15 protein-coding genes are annotated in these 14,107 nt (G+C 71.4%); 7 read left to right on the top strand and 8 right to left on the bottom strand.

Translation table 11 applies throughout. From position 1 onward, the window contains the following. Nucleotides 1-27 precede the first annotated feature (27 nt). Nucleotides 28-681, top strand: a complete 654-nt coding sequence (locus tag ABZX61_RS06725) for a TetR/AcrR family transcriptional regulator C-terminal domain-containing protein (protein ID WP_355192086.1) — start codon at nucleotides 28-30, stop codon at nucleotides 679-681. Nucleotides 682-737: 56 nt separating this feature from the next. Further along, entirely contained in the window at nucleotides 738-1,340 is a 603-nt protein-coding gene (locus tag ABZX61_RS06720) for a TIGR03086 family metal-binding protein (protein ID WP_355192084.1), read from the top strand. Between the two features lie 10 nt (nucleotides 1,341-1,350). On the opposite strand, the gene ABZX61_RS06715 is transcribed toward ABZX61_RS06720, so the two are convergent. The 3 genes from ABZX61_RS06715 to ABZX61_RS06705 all read right to left on the bottom strand — a co-directional run bounded on the left by ABZX61_RS06715 (nucleotide 1,351) and on the right by ABZX61_RS06705 (nucleotide 3,521). Continuing rightward, complete coding sequence (locus ABZX61_RS06715) at nucleotides 1,351-2,094, bottom strand: DUF427 domain-containing protein (protein ID WP_350726602.1); 744 nt, start codon at nucleotides 2,092-2,094, stop codon at nucleotides 1,351-1,353. A 60-nt stretch (nucleotides 2,095-2,154) separates the two neighbouring features. Next, entirely contained in the window at nucleotides 2,155-2,742 is a 588-nt protein-coding gene (locus ABZX61_RS06710) for a hypothetical protein (RefSeq protein ID WP_350726600.1), read from the bottom strand. A 353-nt stretch (nucleotides 2,743-3,095) separates the two neighbouring features. After that, complete coding sequence (locus ABZX61_RS06705; RefSeq protein ID WP_355192716.1) at nucleotides 3,096-3,521, bottom strand: adenylyltransferase/cytidyltransferase family protein; 426 nt, start codon at nucleotides 3,519-3,521, stop codon at nucleotides 3,096-3,098. Nucleotides 3,522-3,738: 217 nt separating this feature from the next. On the opposite strand from ABZX61_RS06705, the gene ABZX61_RS06700 reads away from it, so the two are divergent. After that, a complete protein-coding gene (locus ABZX61_RS06700) occupies nucleotides 3,739-4,182 on the top strand; it encodes an ATP-binding protein (protein ID WP_355192081.1) in 444 nt (147 codons plus the stop codon). Here ABZX61_RS06700 and ABZX61_RS06695 read toward each other — a convergent pair whose 3' ends face one another. Beyond that, entirely contained in the window at nucleotides 4,183-5,154 is a 972-nt protein-coding gene (locus ABZX61_RS06695) for a LuxR C-terminal-related transcriptional regulator (protein ID WP_350726594.1), read from the bottom strand. A 245-nt stretch (nucleotides 5,155-5,399) separates the two neighbouring features. Between ABZX61_RS06695 and ABZX61_RS06690 the strand changes: the two genes are divergently transcribed. From ABZX61_RS06690 to ABZX61_RS06680, 3 genes are read left to right on the top strand one after another with little or no spacing between them, the layout of a single operon-like run. Then, complete coding sequence (locus tag ABZX61_RS06690) at nucleotides 5,400-7,406, top strand: TRAP transporter fused permease subunit (RefSeq protein WP_355192079.1); 2,007 nt, start codon at nucleotides 5,400-5,402, stop codon at nucleotides 7,404-7,406. Continuing rightward, nucleotides 7,403-8,350 (top strand): TAXI family TRAP transporter solute-binding subunit, encoded by a 948-nt coding sequence (locus ABZX61_RS06685; protein ID WP_355192077.1) that lies wholly within the window; start codon nucleotides 7,403-7,405, stop codon nucleotides 8,348-8,350. The genes ABZX61_RS06690 and ABZX61_RS06685 overlap by 4 nt, the downstream gene beginning before the upstream one ends. A 35-nt stretch (nucleotides 8,351-8,385) precedes the next feature. Next, nucleotides 8,386-8,868: a DUF1850 domain-containing protein gene (locus ABZX61_RS06680; protein ID WP_355192075.1), complete on the top strand. Its 483-nt coding sequence runs from the start codon at nucleotides 8,386-8,388 to the stop codon at nucleotides 8,866-8,868. On the opposite strand, the gene ABZX61_RS06675 is transcribed toward ABZX61_RS06680, so the two are convergent. Both ABZX61_RS06675 and ABZX61_RS06670 read right to left on the bottom strand, forming a co-directional pair. After that, a complete protein-coding gene (locus ABZX61_RS06675) occupies nucleotides 8,846-9,682 on the bottom strand; it encodes a magnesium transporter CorA family protein (RefSeq protein WP_355192714.1) in 837 nt (278 codons plus the stop codon). The two genes, ABZX61_RS06680 and ABZX61_RS06675, sit on opposite strands and share 23 nt — an antisense overlap. 134 nt (nucleotides 9,683-9,816) lie before the next feature. Continuing rightward, entirely contained in the window at nucleotides 9,817-10,524 is a 708-nt protein-coding gene (locus tag ABZX61_RS06670; RefSeq protein WP_355192073.1) for a DUF72 domain-containing protein, read from the bottom strand. Between the two features lie 47 nt (nucleotides 10,525-10,571). Here ABZX61_RS06670 and ABZX61_RS06665 point away from each other — a divergent pair, with 47 nt between their 5' ends. Continuing rightward, entirely contained in the window at nucleotides 10,572-11,855 is a 1,284-nt protein-coding gene (locus ABZX61_RS06665) for a YibE/F family protein (protein WP_355192071.1), read from the top strand. Nucleotides 11,856-11,868: 13 nt separating this feature from the next. Here the strand turns inward: ABZX61_RS06665 and ABZX61_RS06660 are convergent, their stop codons facing one another. Together ABZX61_RS06660 and ABZX61_RS06655 are read right to left on the bottom strand one after the other, a co-directional pair. After that, a complete protein-coding gene (locus ABZX61_RS06660) occupies nucleotides 11,869-12,726 on the bottom strand; it encodes an NAD(+)/NADH kinase (RefSeq protein WP_355192069.1) in 858 nt (285 codons plus the stop codon). A 56-nt stretch (nucleotides 12,727-12,782) separates the two neighbouring features. After that, on the bottom strand, nucleotides 12,783-14,105 hold the full coding sequence (locus tag ABZX61_RS06655; protein WP_355192067.1) for an enolase C-terminal domain-like protein: 1,323 nt from the start codon (nucleotides 14,103-14,105) through the stop codon (nucleotides 12,783-12,785). Nucleotides 14,106-14,107 lie beyond the last annotated feature (2 nt).

The following is a 14,107-nucleotide window of genomic DNA, read 5'->3' as shown; positions in this document are numbered from 1 at the left end:
TTTGTCAATCCGGGAAAGGAGCACCGAATGGCACGGCGGGAGCCGCTGAACAGAGAGAGGGTCCTGGACGCGGCCCTGGAACTGGCCGACAAGGAGGGCCTGGAGGGCCTGACCATGCGGCGGCTGGCCAAGGCGCTCGGCGTCGAGGCGATGTCCCTCTACAACCACGTCTCGAACAAGGCCGACATCCTCGACGGCGTGGCCGAGCGGGTGTTCGAGCAGGTCGAGCGGCCGGACCCGGCGCTGCCGTGGCAGGAGCAGGTGCGCGAGGTGGCGCTGAGCATGTACCGGGTGTTCAGCCGCCATCCGGCGGTGCCGCTCGCGCTGGTCACCGACCAGTCCAACCCGACCTCCGTACGGGCGCTGGAGCCGCTCGACGCGCTGGTGGGGGCGCTGTTCCAGGCGGGGTTCGACGACCTGGGCGCGTGGCGGGCGCTGACCGCCGTGAACAGCCTGGTGTTCGGCTCGCTGGTACTGTCGACGGGCGGCTTCACCGGCGACCCCGGCGTGCACGCGGGCGAGCAGGGGGTCAGCGCGTACGTACGCGAGATGGATCCGGCACGGCTGCCGCATTTCAGCAGGCTGCTGCGGAGCACCCGGGAGGGCGTGGACCCCCTGGCGGACTTCGAGCAGGCCCTGAACATGCTGATCCACGGCCTGGCGGCCGAGGTCCCCAAATAGTGGAACAAAGCATTCCGTTCTGCTATGCTGAAAGCACCACGAAAGGGGGCTCACCAATGAGCGACACCACTGTCAGCGGCTGGGACATCCTCGACGGCTCGCACGAGGCGCTGCGCCGGGTCGTCGGCGCCGTGCCGGCCGGGGCCTGGCAGCTGCCGACGCCCTGCGCGGCCTGGAACGTCACCCAGGTCCTCCAGCACGCGGTCGGCGACCAGATCGGCTTCGCCGCCGCGCTGACCGGCGAGCCCGGCCCCACGTTCAACCCGTTCGAGCCGTCGGGCGCGCCGGAGACGGACCCGACGGCCTTCACCGAGGACGCGCTGGTCCGCTCGGCCCGGGCATGGGCGGGCGTCGACCGCAGCGCCGTGGAGGTGCCGACGCCGGTGCCGCCGCACAAGATGTCGCCGTGGTCCGGCTCGACGGCGTGCGCGCTGGACGCCGCCGTGCACGCCTGGGACATCGCGGTCGCGACCGGCCAGGCCTCGCCGCTCACGCCGGAGCTGGCCAGGCCCCTGCTGAAGGTGGCCATGGAGATCGTCGAGCCGCTGCGCGCCTGGGGCGCGTACGCCCCGGCGCTGGACGCGGAGCCGGGCGACGACGACGTGGCGGCGCTCCTGCGCTACCTCGGCCGCGACCCGCGCTGGACCCCCTCCTCCTGACCGCGGCGGATCAGGAGAACTTCGACTTCGGGCGCTCCTGGAGCTCGCCGTCCACGTAGATGTCGAGCTTCTCGTTGTAGAACGCGATCAGCCCGGCGACCTTCGCGCTCTCCGGCAGCGGCGTGCGGTACGACCAGGCCAGGTCCTTCTGGCCGTTGACCGTCCAGTATTCCGCCGTGCCCTTGTAGGGGCAGTGGGTGGCGGTGTCGGTGTGTTCCAGCAGGTCGAGCCGTACGTCCGTCTTCGGCAGGTAGTAGCGGGCGGGCAGGCCCGTCTCGAAGAGGATGCGCGGGCTGCGGGAGTCGGCCACGGTCACGCCGTCCACCTCGACCCGCACGTGGCGCGAGCTCGCCAGGATGTCCACCCGCGTGTACGGGTCGCGCGGGTGGAAGTAGACCTCCTCGTCCTCCTCGAACCAGGCGTCCATGGCGTCCCACTCGAAGCGGACGTGGCCGCGGATCTGCTCCAGCGGCGAGTCGGGATAGACGAGCGCGGCGTCGGCCGCCTCCGCCGTGCCCGAGGTGACGGTGTGGACCAGGCCGTCTCCCCTGCTCGGGGAGTGCTTGGTCGCGCCGGTGGCCTTGAGCGCGGACTCGTCCACGTCGGCCGCCGGGAAATAGTAGGTGGGGTAGTACGGGACCTCCCACACCAGGAGGGCGGAGGTGGAGTCGGCCACCACCCGGCCGCCGAGATAGGTCCTCACACGCTTGGCCGTGGGCTCGACGCGTACCCGGCCGCGGTTCGTGACATCCATGTCAGCGCCAACCCCGGACGCGGCACCGCTATTCCGGTCCTGCGTGCGGGCGCCCGGGGCTCAGCTCAGTCCGAACGCGGCCAGCGTCGCCCACGTCGCGGCCGTGCCGACCACCGCTCCGACGATGACCTGGGGCCAGGTGTGGTGCGTGAGGCGTACGCGTGCCCAGCACACCAGCGCGACCACGGCGGCTCCGGCGATCGCGGCCGGCCAGGCGGGCAGGACGTGCGCGAACACGACGACCGTGCCCGCCGAGACGGCGGCGTGGAAGGAGATCTTCCAGCGCAGCGTCACCGGCACGGTGACGGCCAGCGCGACCAGCATCGCGGTCACGGTGGCGACGAGCAGGGTCGGGGCGCCCATCACCACCAGCAGCGCCAGCGCGACCAGCACGGCCGCCACGGCGGCGAGCAGGGGGCCGGTACGGCGGGCGCGGTCCACGATGTGGTGGGAGTCGAGGCGGCCTGTGCGCACGCCGGCCGCGATCACCGCCGCCGGCACGCCGCCGCAGATCGCCGAGGCCACCAGACCCCATGCCGCGCCGCCCCATCCCTGGGCCAGCAGGCCGACGACGGGCGGCATGGCGATCACCAGCACCTGGGGTGCCAGCAGGTTCGTCACGCGCTTCGCCACGAGGTCGGCTGTCATGTCACGAAAGAGTACGCGATCATGCCCGCCCACCCCACCCACCCCTTCCACCCCACCCGCGGCACCTCCGAGGGGCCGGTGGCGTGACAGATCCGTCGCCCCTCAGGCGCGGCACCATCGCAGGCGCGGCACCATCGCAGGCGCGGCTCTCACGGGCGCGGCTCTCACGGGCGCGACACCGTCCCGGCACGGCTCCCTGAGAGCGCGTCTCCGTCACGGGCGCGACACCCTCGTGGGCGCGGCACGCGGGTCGCATCCGGACGCGGCCCGTGAAGGACGCGGCCCGTGAAGGACGGTGCGCTTGGTGGCGTGGGCAGCGGTGGTGGGACCGGCGGGCGCGAAGGGGCCGGTTGTCAGCCCTTGCCGGCCGCGTTCACGATCCGGGTGGTGGAGCGGCCGGGGATGGAGGCCATCTCCCAGCACTCGGTCCCCAGGATCGCCGCCGCCGCCGCGCGGGCGCCCGCGTGCGGGTCGCCGGCCGTGTGCGCGAGCGCCCCCGGCCGCATCGGGGCCAGGAGGTCGATGTAATCCTCCGGCCCGTGCGCCTCGGGCGGCCCCGTCACGATGAAGACGCCGGTCACGAAGCGGAGCGCGGCCAGCACCTCGGCCCGCTCCTCCGCCGGGTTGAGCGGGCGGCTCGGCCCCTTCCAGGCCCGCACCCGGGGATCGTCCTCCACGCCGACGACCAGCGGCAGGCCGCGGTCGGCCACCGCACCCAGGTAGCGCACGTGGCCGACGTGCAGGATGTCGAAGACGCCGGTCACGACCGCCGCCCCCATCCGGTCGTACGGTTGCACCCAGACGGCCTCCAGGCTGCTCACGCGACCTCCCACGCTCTCCCCTATAGGCCTAGACGACTCGTCGATCGCAGCGTACTCGGTCGGCGTCCGCGGTCGTGCAGCCGACCTCGGGCAAGGTCATTCCTACCTTTTCGCGATAATCTCCGGCCCCCTGTCAGCGCGTCTCATAACGTCACCGGATTTGGGGGAGGTCGCCGTGGCACCGCCGGACTTTCACAGCGTCGACGGAGGCGACTCCCGTGATCTCGTGGCCCGGCTCCCGGGCGTGCCGTCGCAGGTGGCCAGGGCCCGGGGGCTCGTGACGGCCGCGCTCGGCCGCGACCATCCCCTGTACGACGACGCCGCACTGCTCACCAGCGAACTGGCCACGAACGCGATCCTGCACACCAGGTCCGGGGCGGGCGGTTCGTTCACGGTGACCGTGAGCAGCTCGGAGACGGCGGTGCGGGTGCTCGTGTCGGACGCCGGGTCCGACGGGCCGCCGTGCGTGTGCCGTACGAGCGCGCAGTCCACCAGCGGGCGCGGCCTGCCGCTGATCGAGGCGCTCAGCCACCGCTGGGGCTTCACCCGCGAGGACGGCACGACGACGGTCTGGTTCGAGCTCCTGTGGTCCCACCTCTCGGCCGGGATGGCCGTCTGACTAGACGTCCAGGCGGCACAGGCCCTCGGCGAGGGCCTTGGTGGTCAGGCGGGTACGGCTGTCGCAGCCGAGCTTGGCGAAGATGTGCTCCAGGTGGGTCGTCACGGTGCGGACGCTGAGCACCAGCGCGGCGGCGATCTGCGGGTTGGAGTCGCCGGCCGCCACCCGGGTGAGCACGTCCACCTCCCGCCCCGTCAGGTCGTACGGCAGCGGACACGGCCGCTCGGCCACCACCGCGCCCTGGAGCGCCCCCTGGAACCCGACCCCGGCCCTGAGCAGCCGCAGCTCGTGCCATCGCCCCTTGCGGTCGAGCCAGAGCCCGTGCCTGCTCAGCTCCCGCGAGTCGATGAACGCCCGGGCGAACGCGGCCATCGCCGGATCCTCCCGCAGCACGGCCGACGCCTCGTGGCCCGGCACCTGGCGCCGCGTCCCCACCCGGTCGAAAGCCACCGCCCGGAAGTCCGGCGGCAGCCCGACCGGGTCGATGACGCACCTGGTCAGGTCGGTGACGTGGGCGAGCATCGGGCTGATCGCGACGACCAGCGCGCCCGTGAGCCGGGGGAAGGAGTCCTTCGTGGCCAGGTGGAGCAGCCCCGTGTAGCGGCCCTCGCTCAGGAACAGCGGCGCCGTCAGCCCCGCCCGCCAGCCGTAGGGGGCGAGGTGACGCCGGAAGTAGCGTGCGGTGCCCGGCTCCGGCATGATCACCGGCGCGCGGGTGGCGATGGCCCTGCGGCACGCCTCCAGCCCCGCGTATTCCTCGGCCGCGTCGTGGTCGATGCGGCGGTGACCGTCGGACACGACGCTGTGGTGCCGCCCCGTGGCCGGATCGAACGCGACGAACTCGTAGGCGTCCACCGGGACCACCCGGCGCAGCGCCGCCATCGCCGCGTGGGCGCCGCCGCTGGCCGCGACCTGGTAGCCGACCTCGGCGAACGCCTGGAGCTGGCGGACGTCAAGGGTGATCTCGGCCACCGAGCCTTTATATCATTTGCCAAACCTTGAGGTCCTCTTGAAACTTTTTTTCACGAGCACCCGGACGCGCCGGTGAGGGGCCCACCGCCGCCGGGATCGGGGCGCCCCAGGCTCGCCGCGGGGCGGCGAGCGGATTCGCGACCTTTGTTCCGGGGCTTGGAGATCGAATAGATAACGGCCCCTTCCCTCCGCGCATAACCGGCTCGTAAAGTCCGCTGCAACGCCGTGTCGGGGGAGGATGTGTCTTGACCGAGCTGAGCGACCGTGAGGCCGAGCTTGTTTCCGCGCACGAACAGGAACGCCCGGCGCGGCAACTCGGCGGGCCTCTGCGGCTCGGCGTGTGGATCGTGGGCGGGCTGCTGTCGGTCTATTCGCTGGTGGTGGTGTTCCGGCCGGTGGAGGCATTGGAACACCGGATGACGTTCCTGGCGGTGGCGCTGCCGCTGGTCTTCCTCTGCTACCGGTCGGGCTGGTCGTCATTCCTGCCGCGGCTGTTCCGGCGCGGCACCGCCGCGAGCCCGTCCCCTGAAACACCGGCGGACGGCGAGCCGGAGGGGACGCGGCGGTCCGAGCGGCCGTCCGTGGCCGACTGGCTGCTCGCCGCCGCCTCGCTGGCCGTGCTGGTCTACCCGCTGCTCGACATCGACGGGTTCCGCAATCGGGGCTCCGGCGCCGCGCTGACGGACCTCGACGTCGTGGCGGGCCTGGCGCTGACGGTGCTGCTCCTGGAGGCGGTACGGCGCACCGTCGGCTGGTCCCTGACCATCATCTGCATAGTTTTCCTGATTTATGCCTATTACGGCGCATATTTGCCGATTGACTGGACTATCGGGCATCGCGGCTTCGACCTCGGCCAAATCGTGTCCCAGCTCTTCACCGGCACCGAGGGCTTCTTCGGCGTCCCCATGCAAGTGGCCGCCAGTTACATCATCCTTTTCACGATTTACGGCGCCGTGCTCGACTATTCGGGCGCGAGCAAGTTCTTCATCGACCTGAGCTTCGCCGCCTTCCGCAAGTCCCGCGCCGCCCCCGGCCGTACCGTGACCACGGCCGGCTTCCTGCTCGGCACCGTGTCGGGCTCCGGCGTGGCCACCACGGTCAGCCTGGGCAGCGTCGCCTGGCCGGTGCTGCGGCGGGCCGGCTATCCGAAGGAGCCGGCGGGCGGCATCCTCGCGGCCGGCGGCATCGGCGCCATCCTGTCGCCGCCCACGCTGGGCGCGGCGGCGTTCATCATCGCGGAGTATCTGAGGGTCAGCTACCTCGAGGTGCTCCTGTACGCGACGATCCCCACGCTCCTGTACTACCTGGGCATCTTCCTGGCCATCGAGATCGACTCGCGCCGCTTCAGCACCCACGCCGTGCAGGTGGACGCGCCCAAGGCGGGCAAGCTGCTGCTGCGCTTCGGCTACCACTTCAGCTCGCTCATCCTCATCATCGTGCTGATGGCGCTGGACCGCTCGGCGTTCCAGTCCGTGGTGATCGCCACCGCCATCGCGTTCGCGCTGTCGTTCCTCGACCCGCAGCACCGCATGGGCCCCAAGCGCGTCGGGCAGGCGCTGGCCAAGGGCACGCTGGAGGTGCTGCCGGTGACCGCGGTGTGCGCGGCGGCGGGCATCATCGTCGGCGTCATCACGCAGACCGGCCTCGGCCTCAACCTCAGCGCGATCATCGTGGACTTCGCCGCGGGCAACCTCGTGCTGACCACGCTCATGTCCGGCATCGCGGTCATGCTGCTGGGCCTGGCCGTGCCGGTGACCGCGAGCTTCATCATCGCCGCGGTGATCATCGGCCCGGCGCTCACGACGCTCGGGGTGACGCAGGCCGAGGCGTACATGTTCGTCTTCTACTATGCGGTCCTGTCGGAGGTGAGCCCGCCCACGGCGCTGTCCGCGGTCGCGGCGGCGGCGATCACCGGCGGCAACACGTACAAGACGATGATGATGACCTGGCGCTACACGCTGCCGGCGTTCCTGGTGCCGTTCGCCTTCGTGCTGACGCCCAACGGGCAGGCGCTGCTCGGGCAGGGGCCGATCGGCACCGTGCTGCTGATGACGGCCGTCTCGGCCGTCGCCGTGGCGGCCCTCGCGCTGGCGACCGGCGGCATGAGCGGATGGCCCGAGCGCGCGCTCGCGGCGATCGCCGCGGTGCTGCTGCTCTTCCTCGAACCCGTTCCCATCGTCGCCGGTCTGGCCGTCCTGGCCGTGGCCGTAGCCGTGCACCTCGTCAGAAGCAGGAGAAGGGACCCAGCGTGAAGCGGATCTTTGCGATAGTGGCCGTCGCCGTCCTGACCGCGGCCGGCTGCGGCGGAGGTGGCGCGGGCGGATCCGGCAACCGGCTGTCGATCGCCACGGGCGGCACGACGGGCGTCTATTACGTGTACGGCGGCGGCCTGGCCAAGCTGCTGTCGGCCAACATCCCCAACACCCAGGCCACGGCGTCGGTCACCTCGGCCTCCGTCGAGAACATCAAGCTGCTCGCCTCCGGCAAGGCCGACATCGGCTTCTCCCAGTCCGACACGGCGGCCGACGCGGTCAACGGCAAGGACACCTTCACCGCGAAGCAGCCCATCAAGGCCATCGCCCGCATCTACGACAACTACACGCAGCTCGTCGTCGCGCCCGGCGTCCGGGCCGCCAAGGTGGCCGACCTGAAGGGCAAGCGCGTCTCGCTCGGCCCGGCCAACTCCGGCACCCAGGTCGTGGCCAGGCGGGTCCTTCAGGCGGCCGGGATCAACCCGGACAACGACATCACCAAGCAGCAGCTGTCGATCAACGAGTCGGTGCAGGCCGTCAAGGACGGCACGATCGACGCGTTCTTCTGGGTCGGCGGCCTGCCCACGGCCGGTATCACCGACCTGGCCACGAGCAAGCCGGACGTGAAGGTGCTCGACACGAGCGACGTGCTGACGACCATGCAGTCGACGTACGGCCAGCAGTACGTCGGCCTCGACGTGGACCTGTCCCTCTACAAGCTGTCCGGCTCGATCAAGACCGTCGGCATCGCGAACGTGCTGCTGGTGCCCGACAAGATGAGCGACCAGCTCGCCTACGACATCACCAAGACCCTGTTCGAGAAGAAGGCCGAGCTGGCGGCCGTGCATCCGGAGGCCAAGAAGCTCGACGTGATGCTGGGCCAGCAGGTGGCGCCGGTCGAGCTGCACCCGGGCGCGGCCCGCTACTACAAGGAAAAGGCCTGACGAGACTGCTCGCGGCCCTCGCGGCGGCGCTCACGGTGGTGGTGGCGCTCTGCTCCGGCGGGAGCGCCGGCCTCCTCACCGTGAACGGCCTGCCCGTCGTCGCGGGCGCCTTCTCGATCGGGTACGTGCACTCGATCTACCGGGCGCCCTCCGCGGAGGTGTTCACCGTGGAGGGCCGCCGGTTCACCATGCGGGCGGTCGTCTCGACCAACGAGAGCGTGCTGGAGTACTACGCGCTCGACGGGACGCGGGTGCGGACCCCGGAGGGCATGTGGGTGCTGCGCCTGGCCGTGCCCGCCACGTACGAGGAGCTGTCCCTGCTCACCACGTCGATCGGCCGCCGTACCCTCATCTCGGGCGGCCGCTGCCTGCCCCTGTTTCCGGCGGCCGGCGCCGCGCGGGTGCGGCTGGCCGTGGAGGAGCGGCCGGACGCGCGGAGCGGGCCCTGCGGCCCGCCCTACGACCTGGCCGCGCTGCGATGGGCCCCGAGGGCGCTCACAGCCAGTCCTTCTTCTTGAACACCACGTACAGCATCACCGACAGGCCGGCCACCAGCATCGTGGAGATCCAGAACCCCCACGGCTGCCCTTCGCCCGGGTAGGGCACGTTCTGCCCGTAGTAGCCGGTGATCGCGGTGGGCACGGCGATGATCGCGGCCCAGCTGGTGAGCCGCTTCATGATCTCGTTCAGCCGGAAGCCCTGCTGGGCGAGGCGGGTCTCGCGGGCGTTCGCGAGCATGTCGCGGATGGTCTCCACCCATTCCGCCACGCGCTGCACGTGGTCGTTGACGTCCTGGTAGTAGGGGACCATGGCGGGCTCGGCGATGAAGTCCTGGTCGCGGTGGAGCAGGGTGCCGACCACCTCGCGCATCGGCATCGAGATCTTGCGCAGCCGGGCGGTGACCTTGCGCAGCTCGTACATCCTGCGCTGCAGCGCCCTGCCGTCATGGGGGCCGTCCTCGTCGAACAGCGACTCCTCCAGCGCCTCCGCCTGCGCGTCGAGGTCCTGCACCAGGTCGAACTGGCTGTCGACCACGTAGTCGAGCAGCCCGTGCAGCAGGAACGACACGCCGTGGCCGGCCAGCCGGGTGTTGGCGTCCCAGCGCTTGACCACGTCGCGGATGTCGAAGTGGTCGTTCTCGCGGACGGTGACCAGGGCGTTCCTGGTGACGAAGATGTTCACCTCGACGGGGTCGAGCTGCCCGTCGTCGAAGTGCACCCCATAGACAGTGATGAACAAGTGATTGTCGTATATATCGACCTTCGGCCGCTGATGGTCGGACAGCACGTCCTCGACCGCCAGCTCGTGCAGTCCCAGCTCCTCACTGATCACGCCGAGGTCGGCGGGCGAGGGGCAGCACAGGTCGAACCAGACCGTGTTGCCGGGATCCTCCACATAGTCGGAGACCTCCTCGATCGGGAAGCCTTCCTTCTCGAGGGCGCCGTTCCTGTACAGACGTGTGTGCACTAGCCGAGTCTGGCAAATCGTCTCGCGTTACGCACAGCCGCTCCCCCAGGATCGTTGTTGAAATAGACGTAGACGTCCCGCCAGCCCGCCTCATGCAGGCGCTTCGCCCACGTCTTCAACGCGGTGTCGCCGTACGACCAGCCGGACGGCCCCTCGTGCAGGCGCACGTAACCCCAGTCCGCCGTGCGCCAGAGCGGGCTCTGCGGCTTTCCCAGCCGGTCGGCCCAGCACAGCGCGGCCTCGTGCGCGCTCAGCAGCTCCCGGATGTCCTCCGTCCACCACGACTCGTGCCGCGGCTCCACGGCCACCCGGACGCCCGCCGGGAAGCAGCGCAGGCATCGGTCGAGCCGGTCCGCGTCGGCCTTCAGCGTGGGCGGCAGCTGCAGCAGGACCGGCCCGAGCTTGTCCTTCAGCTCCGATGCGCGGCTCATCAGGCGCCCCACCGGCTCCTCGGGGTCGGCCAGCCTCTTGATGTGGGTCAGGAACCTGCTCGCCTTGACCGCCATCACGAACCCGTCCGGCGTGCGGTCCCGCCAGGCCGCGAACGTCTCGGGGCTCGGCAGCCGGTAGAACGCGTTGTTGCTCTCGACGGTCGGGAACTCGGCCGCGTACTCCTCCAGCCAGAGCCGCTGCGGAACGTCCTGCGGATAGAGCACCCCGCGCCAGTCCTTGTACTGCCACCCCGAAGTGCCCACCAGCCACGACATGCTTTTACGCCTACCCAGGGGACCGGGGTGCAGTACTGTCGTCAGCCATGGGCGCCAATCACGGGCATCCCCCCAGCTCCCGGCGTACGGTGATGGCCGGTCTGGCCGTGCTCGTGCCGCTGGCGATCATCACCCTCGCCGGCCTGCTGTGGCTCTGGCCGGACGGGAAGGTGAGCACCGGCACCGCCCAATCCGGTGAGCAGTCCAGCGTGCAGCGGGTCACCGGGACGATCACCGGTGTCACGCTCAAGAAGTGCCCCGCCGCCTCGGAAGGCGCGCCCCAGCCCGACCCGGCCACGTGCGGCAACGCCGACGTCCGCGTCGAGGGTGGCCAGAGCGTCACGCTCCGGCTGCCCAGCGGGCCCGGGGCCCAGCACTTCGCCGCGGGCGACGACGTGATCCTGCTGCGCGACGCGGACGGCGAGCACCAGATCTCCGACCACGACCGGTCGACGCCACTGTGGCTGTTCGGGGCGGCCTTCGCGCTGGCGGTCATCGCCTTCGGCCGCTGGCGCGGGGTGACGGCGCTGGTGGGGCTGGCGGTGACGTTCGTGCTGCTGCTGGCGTTCGTCATCCCCGGCATCCTGGAGGGCGAGCCGCCCCTGCTGGTGGCCATCGTGGGGGCCTCGGCGATCATGCTGCTGGTCCTCTACCTCACGCACGGCTTCTCGCTGGCCACGTCGATGGCCGTGCTGGGCACGCTGGCCAGCCTGGCGCTGACGGGCCTGCTGTCGTACGGGGCGCTGGGGTTCGCCCGGCTCAACGGCATCACCGACGACAGCGCGCTGGCGCTGGACATGAGCCTGAAGATCGACACCCAGGGCCTGCTGCTGGCCAGCATCATCATCGGCGCGCTGGGGGTGCTCGACGACGTCACGGTCACCCAGGCGGTCACGGTGGCCGAGCTGGCCCACGCCAACCCCTCGTACGGCTTCGCCCGCCTCTACCGGGCGGCCGGCCGCATCGGCCGGGCGCACATCGCGTCGGTGATCAACACGATCATCCTGGCGTACGCGGGGGCGTCGCTGCCGTTGCTGCTGCTGTTCAGCATCGGGCAGCAGCCACTGGGGGACGTGCTGACGACGCCGGTCATCGCCCAGGAGATCGTCCGCAGCATCGTCGGCACGCTGGGGCTCATCGCCGCCGTGCCCATCACCACGGCGCTGGCGGCCCTGACGGCTTCCCGCCACCACCCGGAGGAGGACGCCCACGAGCCTCCCGTCCGGCAGGACGAGCAGGAGAGCTTCTTCACGCCGCACGCCCACCAGCACGACCCCGCCCAACACGCGGGCGAGCGCCCGGCCCGGCACCGCCGGCGGACGCGCACCTGATCGCGGCCGCCCGTCAGAGGGCTTCGGCGCTGCCGTCCACCCGCAGCTTCCGCCGGGCCCGCTCGTAGAACGTGGTCCCCAGCCGCACGACCTTCGCCGCCCCCGGCCACGCGGCCACGGTGACGGTGTCGCCGGGGCACAAGTGGGTCACCACGGCCCCGTCGACCTCCACCGCCAGCCGCCCGCTGGTGGGCAGCACCTCCAGCGTGACCTCCTCGTCGGCGGGCAGCACCAGCGCCCGGTTGAACGACGAGTGGGCGGCGGCGGGCACCACCAGCACCGCCTCCACCCGGGGCGACACGATGGGACCGCCGGCCGAGAAGCTGTAGGCGGTCGAGCCCGTGGAGGTCGCCACGATCACCGCGTCGGCCGCGAAACGCACGAAGTCGCTGCCCGCCGGGGTGACGGCGATCGCGGCCAGCCCTTCCCCGGGGATCCGGACCAGCGCGATGTCGTTGAACGCGGTCACGTCCGCGCCGCCGAGCCGGCTCTTGATCGCCATGCGCGGCTCGATCGTGTAGCGGTGGGCGTCGATGGCCGACAGCGTGTCCGCCAGCTCGTCCACGTCGATCTCGGCCAGGAAGCCGAGTTTGCCGAGGTTGACCCCCAGGATGGGGGTGGGCCGACCGGCCAGCAGCCGCATGGTCCGCAGCATCGTGCCGTCGCCGCCCAGCCCGACCAGCAGGTCGGCCCGCTCGACGAGGGCCTCGGCGTCCACGGCCACGGCGGAGCAGTCGATCCGCCCCACTTCCTCGGGCAGCCCGAGCACGGTGGCGCCCTTGTCACCGGCCCAGCGCAGGATGGTGTCTATCGCCTTCTTCGAGTCGCGCCGTGGGTGCAGCACCAGCCCGACCGTACCGACCATGCCCATGAGGCCAACACTAGGCCAGCCGCCATGGGCCTGTCGGCAGGGACCTGCCGAAGTCGTCAGCGGACGAGGCAGGGGCGCTTCGGGTCGAAGACCCAGTCCTTCAGCAGATACTGCATGGCCACGGAGTCGTCGCGGGCGCCGAGGCCGTGGCGCAGGTAGAGCTCGTGGGCCTCGGCCAGGGCCGCGCGGTCGAGCTCGACGCCGAGCCCGGGGGTCGTCGGCACCTCGATCGCGCCGTCCGTGATCCGGAACGGGCTGGTCGTCAGGGCCTGGCCGTCCTGCCAGATCCAGTGCGTGTCCAGTGCCGTGATCTCCCCCGGGGCCGCCGCCCCGACATGGGTGAACATCGCCAGCGAGATGTCGAAGTGGTTGTTGGAGTGAGAGCCCCAGGTCAGCCCGAAGTCGTGGCAGAGCTGGGCGACGCGGACCGACCCGGCCATGGTCCAGAAGTGCGGGTCGGCCAGCGGGATGTCCACCGCGCCGGCGCGTACGGCGTGGGCCATCTCCCGCCAGTCGGTGGCGATCATGTTCGTCGCGGTGGGCAGCCCGGTGGCCCGCCTGAACTCGGCCATCGTCTCCCGGCTGGAGAAGCGGCCCTCGGCCCCGCACGGGTCCTCGGCGTAGGCCAGGACGCCGCCCAGCCCGCGGCACAGCCGTACGGCGTCGGCGAGCAGCCAGCCTCCGTTGGGGTCGAGGGTGACGCGCGCCTCGGGGAAGCGGCGGGCCAGCGCCGTGACCGCCTCGATCTCCTCCTCGCCCGTCAGCACCCCGCCCTTGAGCTTGAAGTCGGCGAAGCCGTACCGCTCCTGGGCGGCCTCGGCCAGCGCGACCACCGCGTCGGGTGTGAGCGCCTCCTGGCGGCGCAGCCGCGACCAGCGGTCCTCGCCCGCGTCGTCCACCCGGTAGGGCAGGTCGGTCCTGCCCGGGTCGCCGACGTAGAAGAGGTAGCCCAGCATCGGCACCCGGTCCCGCTGGCGGCCCTCGCCGAGCAGGTCGGCCACCGGCAGGCCCAGGTACTGGCCGTGCAGGTCGAGCAGGGTGGACTCCAGGCCGGTGACCGCGTGCACGGTGGTGCGCAGGTCGAAGGTCTGGGCGCCGCGCCCGCCCGCGTCCCGGTCGGCGAACCGCTCGGACACCGACCGCAGCAGGCTGCGGTACCGGGCCACGGGCTCGCCCGCCAGCAGCGCGCCCGCCTCCTCGACGGTCCTCCGGATCGCCTCGCCGCCGGGCACCTCACCGAGGCCGGTGCGCCCGTCGGAGTCGGTGGTGATGACGATGTTGCGGGTGAAGAAGGGGCCGTGGGCGCCGCTGAGGTTGAGCAGCATGCTGTCGTACCCGGCCACCGGGACGACCTCGACGCGCTGGATGGTGGGAGACATGG

Source organism: Nonomuraea sp. NPDC003709 (assembly GCF_040610775.1).
In the GTDB taxonomy this organism is placed as follows: Bacteria; Actinomycetota; Actinomycetes; order Streptosporangiales; family Streptosporangiaceae; genus Nonomuraea; species Nonomuraea angiospora_A.
The sequence above is the reverse complement of the archived record's forward strand: the minus strand, read 5'-3'. Positions and strand labels throughout refer to the sequence as shown.

What these genes read in the sequence shown, in the direction of transcription:
- ABZX61_RS06705 (WP_355192716.1), bottom strand. Translation starts at nt 3,521, where the DNA reads ATGGGGGCGGCGGTCGTGACCGGCGTCTTCGACATCCTGCACGTCGGC.
- ABZX61_RS06720 (WP_355192084.1), top strand. Translation starts at nt 738, where the DNA reads ATGAGCGACACCACTGTCAGCGGCTGGGACATCCTCGACGGCTCGCAC.
- ABZX61_RS06665 (WP_355192071.1), top strand. Translation starts at nt 10,572, where the DNA reads ATGGGCGCCAATCACGGGCATCCCCCCAGCTCCCGGCGTACGGTGATG.
- ABZX61_RS06710 (WP_350726600.1), bottom strand. Translation starts at nt 2,742, where the DNA reads ATGACAGCCGACCTCGTGGCGAAGCGCGTGACGAACCTGCTGGCACCC.
- ABZX61_RS06655 (WP_355192067.1), bottom strand. Translation starts at nt 14,105, where the DNA reads ATGTCTCCCACCATCCAGCGCGTCGAGGTCGTCCCGGTGGCCGGGTAC.
- ABZX61_RS06670 (WP_355192073.1), bottom strand. Translation starts at nt 10,524, where the DNA reads ATGTCGTGGCTGGTGGGCACTTCGGGGTGGCAGTACAAGGACTGGCGC.
- ABZX61_RS06660 (WP_355192069.1), bottom strand. Translation starts at nt 12,726, where the DNA reads ATGGGCATGGTCGGTACGGTCGGGCTGGTGCTGCACCCACGGCGCGAC.
- ABZX61_RS06715 (WP_350726602.1), bottom strand. Translation starts at nt 2,094, where the DNA reads ATGGATGTCACGAACCGCGGCCGGGTACGCGTCGAGCCCACGGCCAAG.
- ABZX61_RS06725 (WP_355192086.1), top strand. Translation starts at nt 28, where the DNA reads ATGGCACGGCGGGAGCCGCTGAACAGAGAGAGGGTCCTGGACGCGGCC.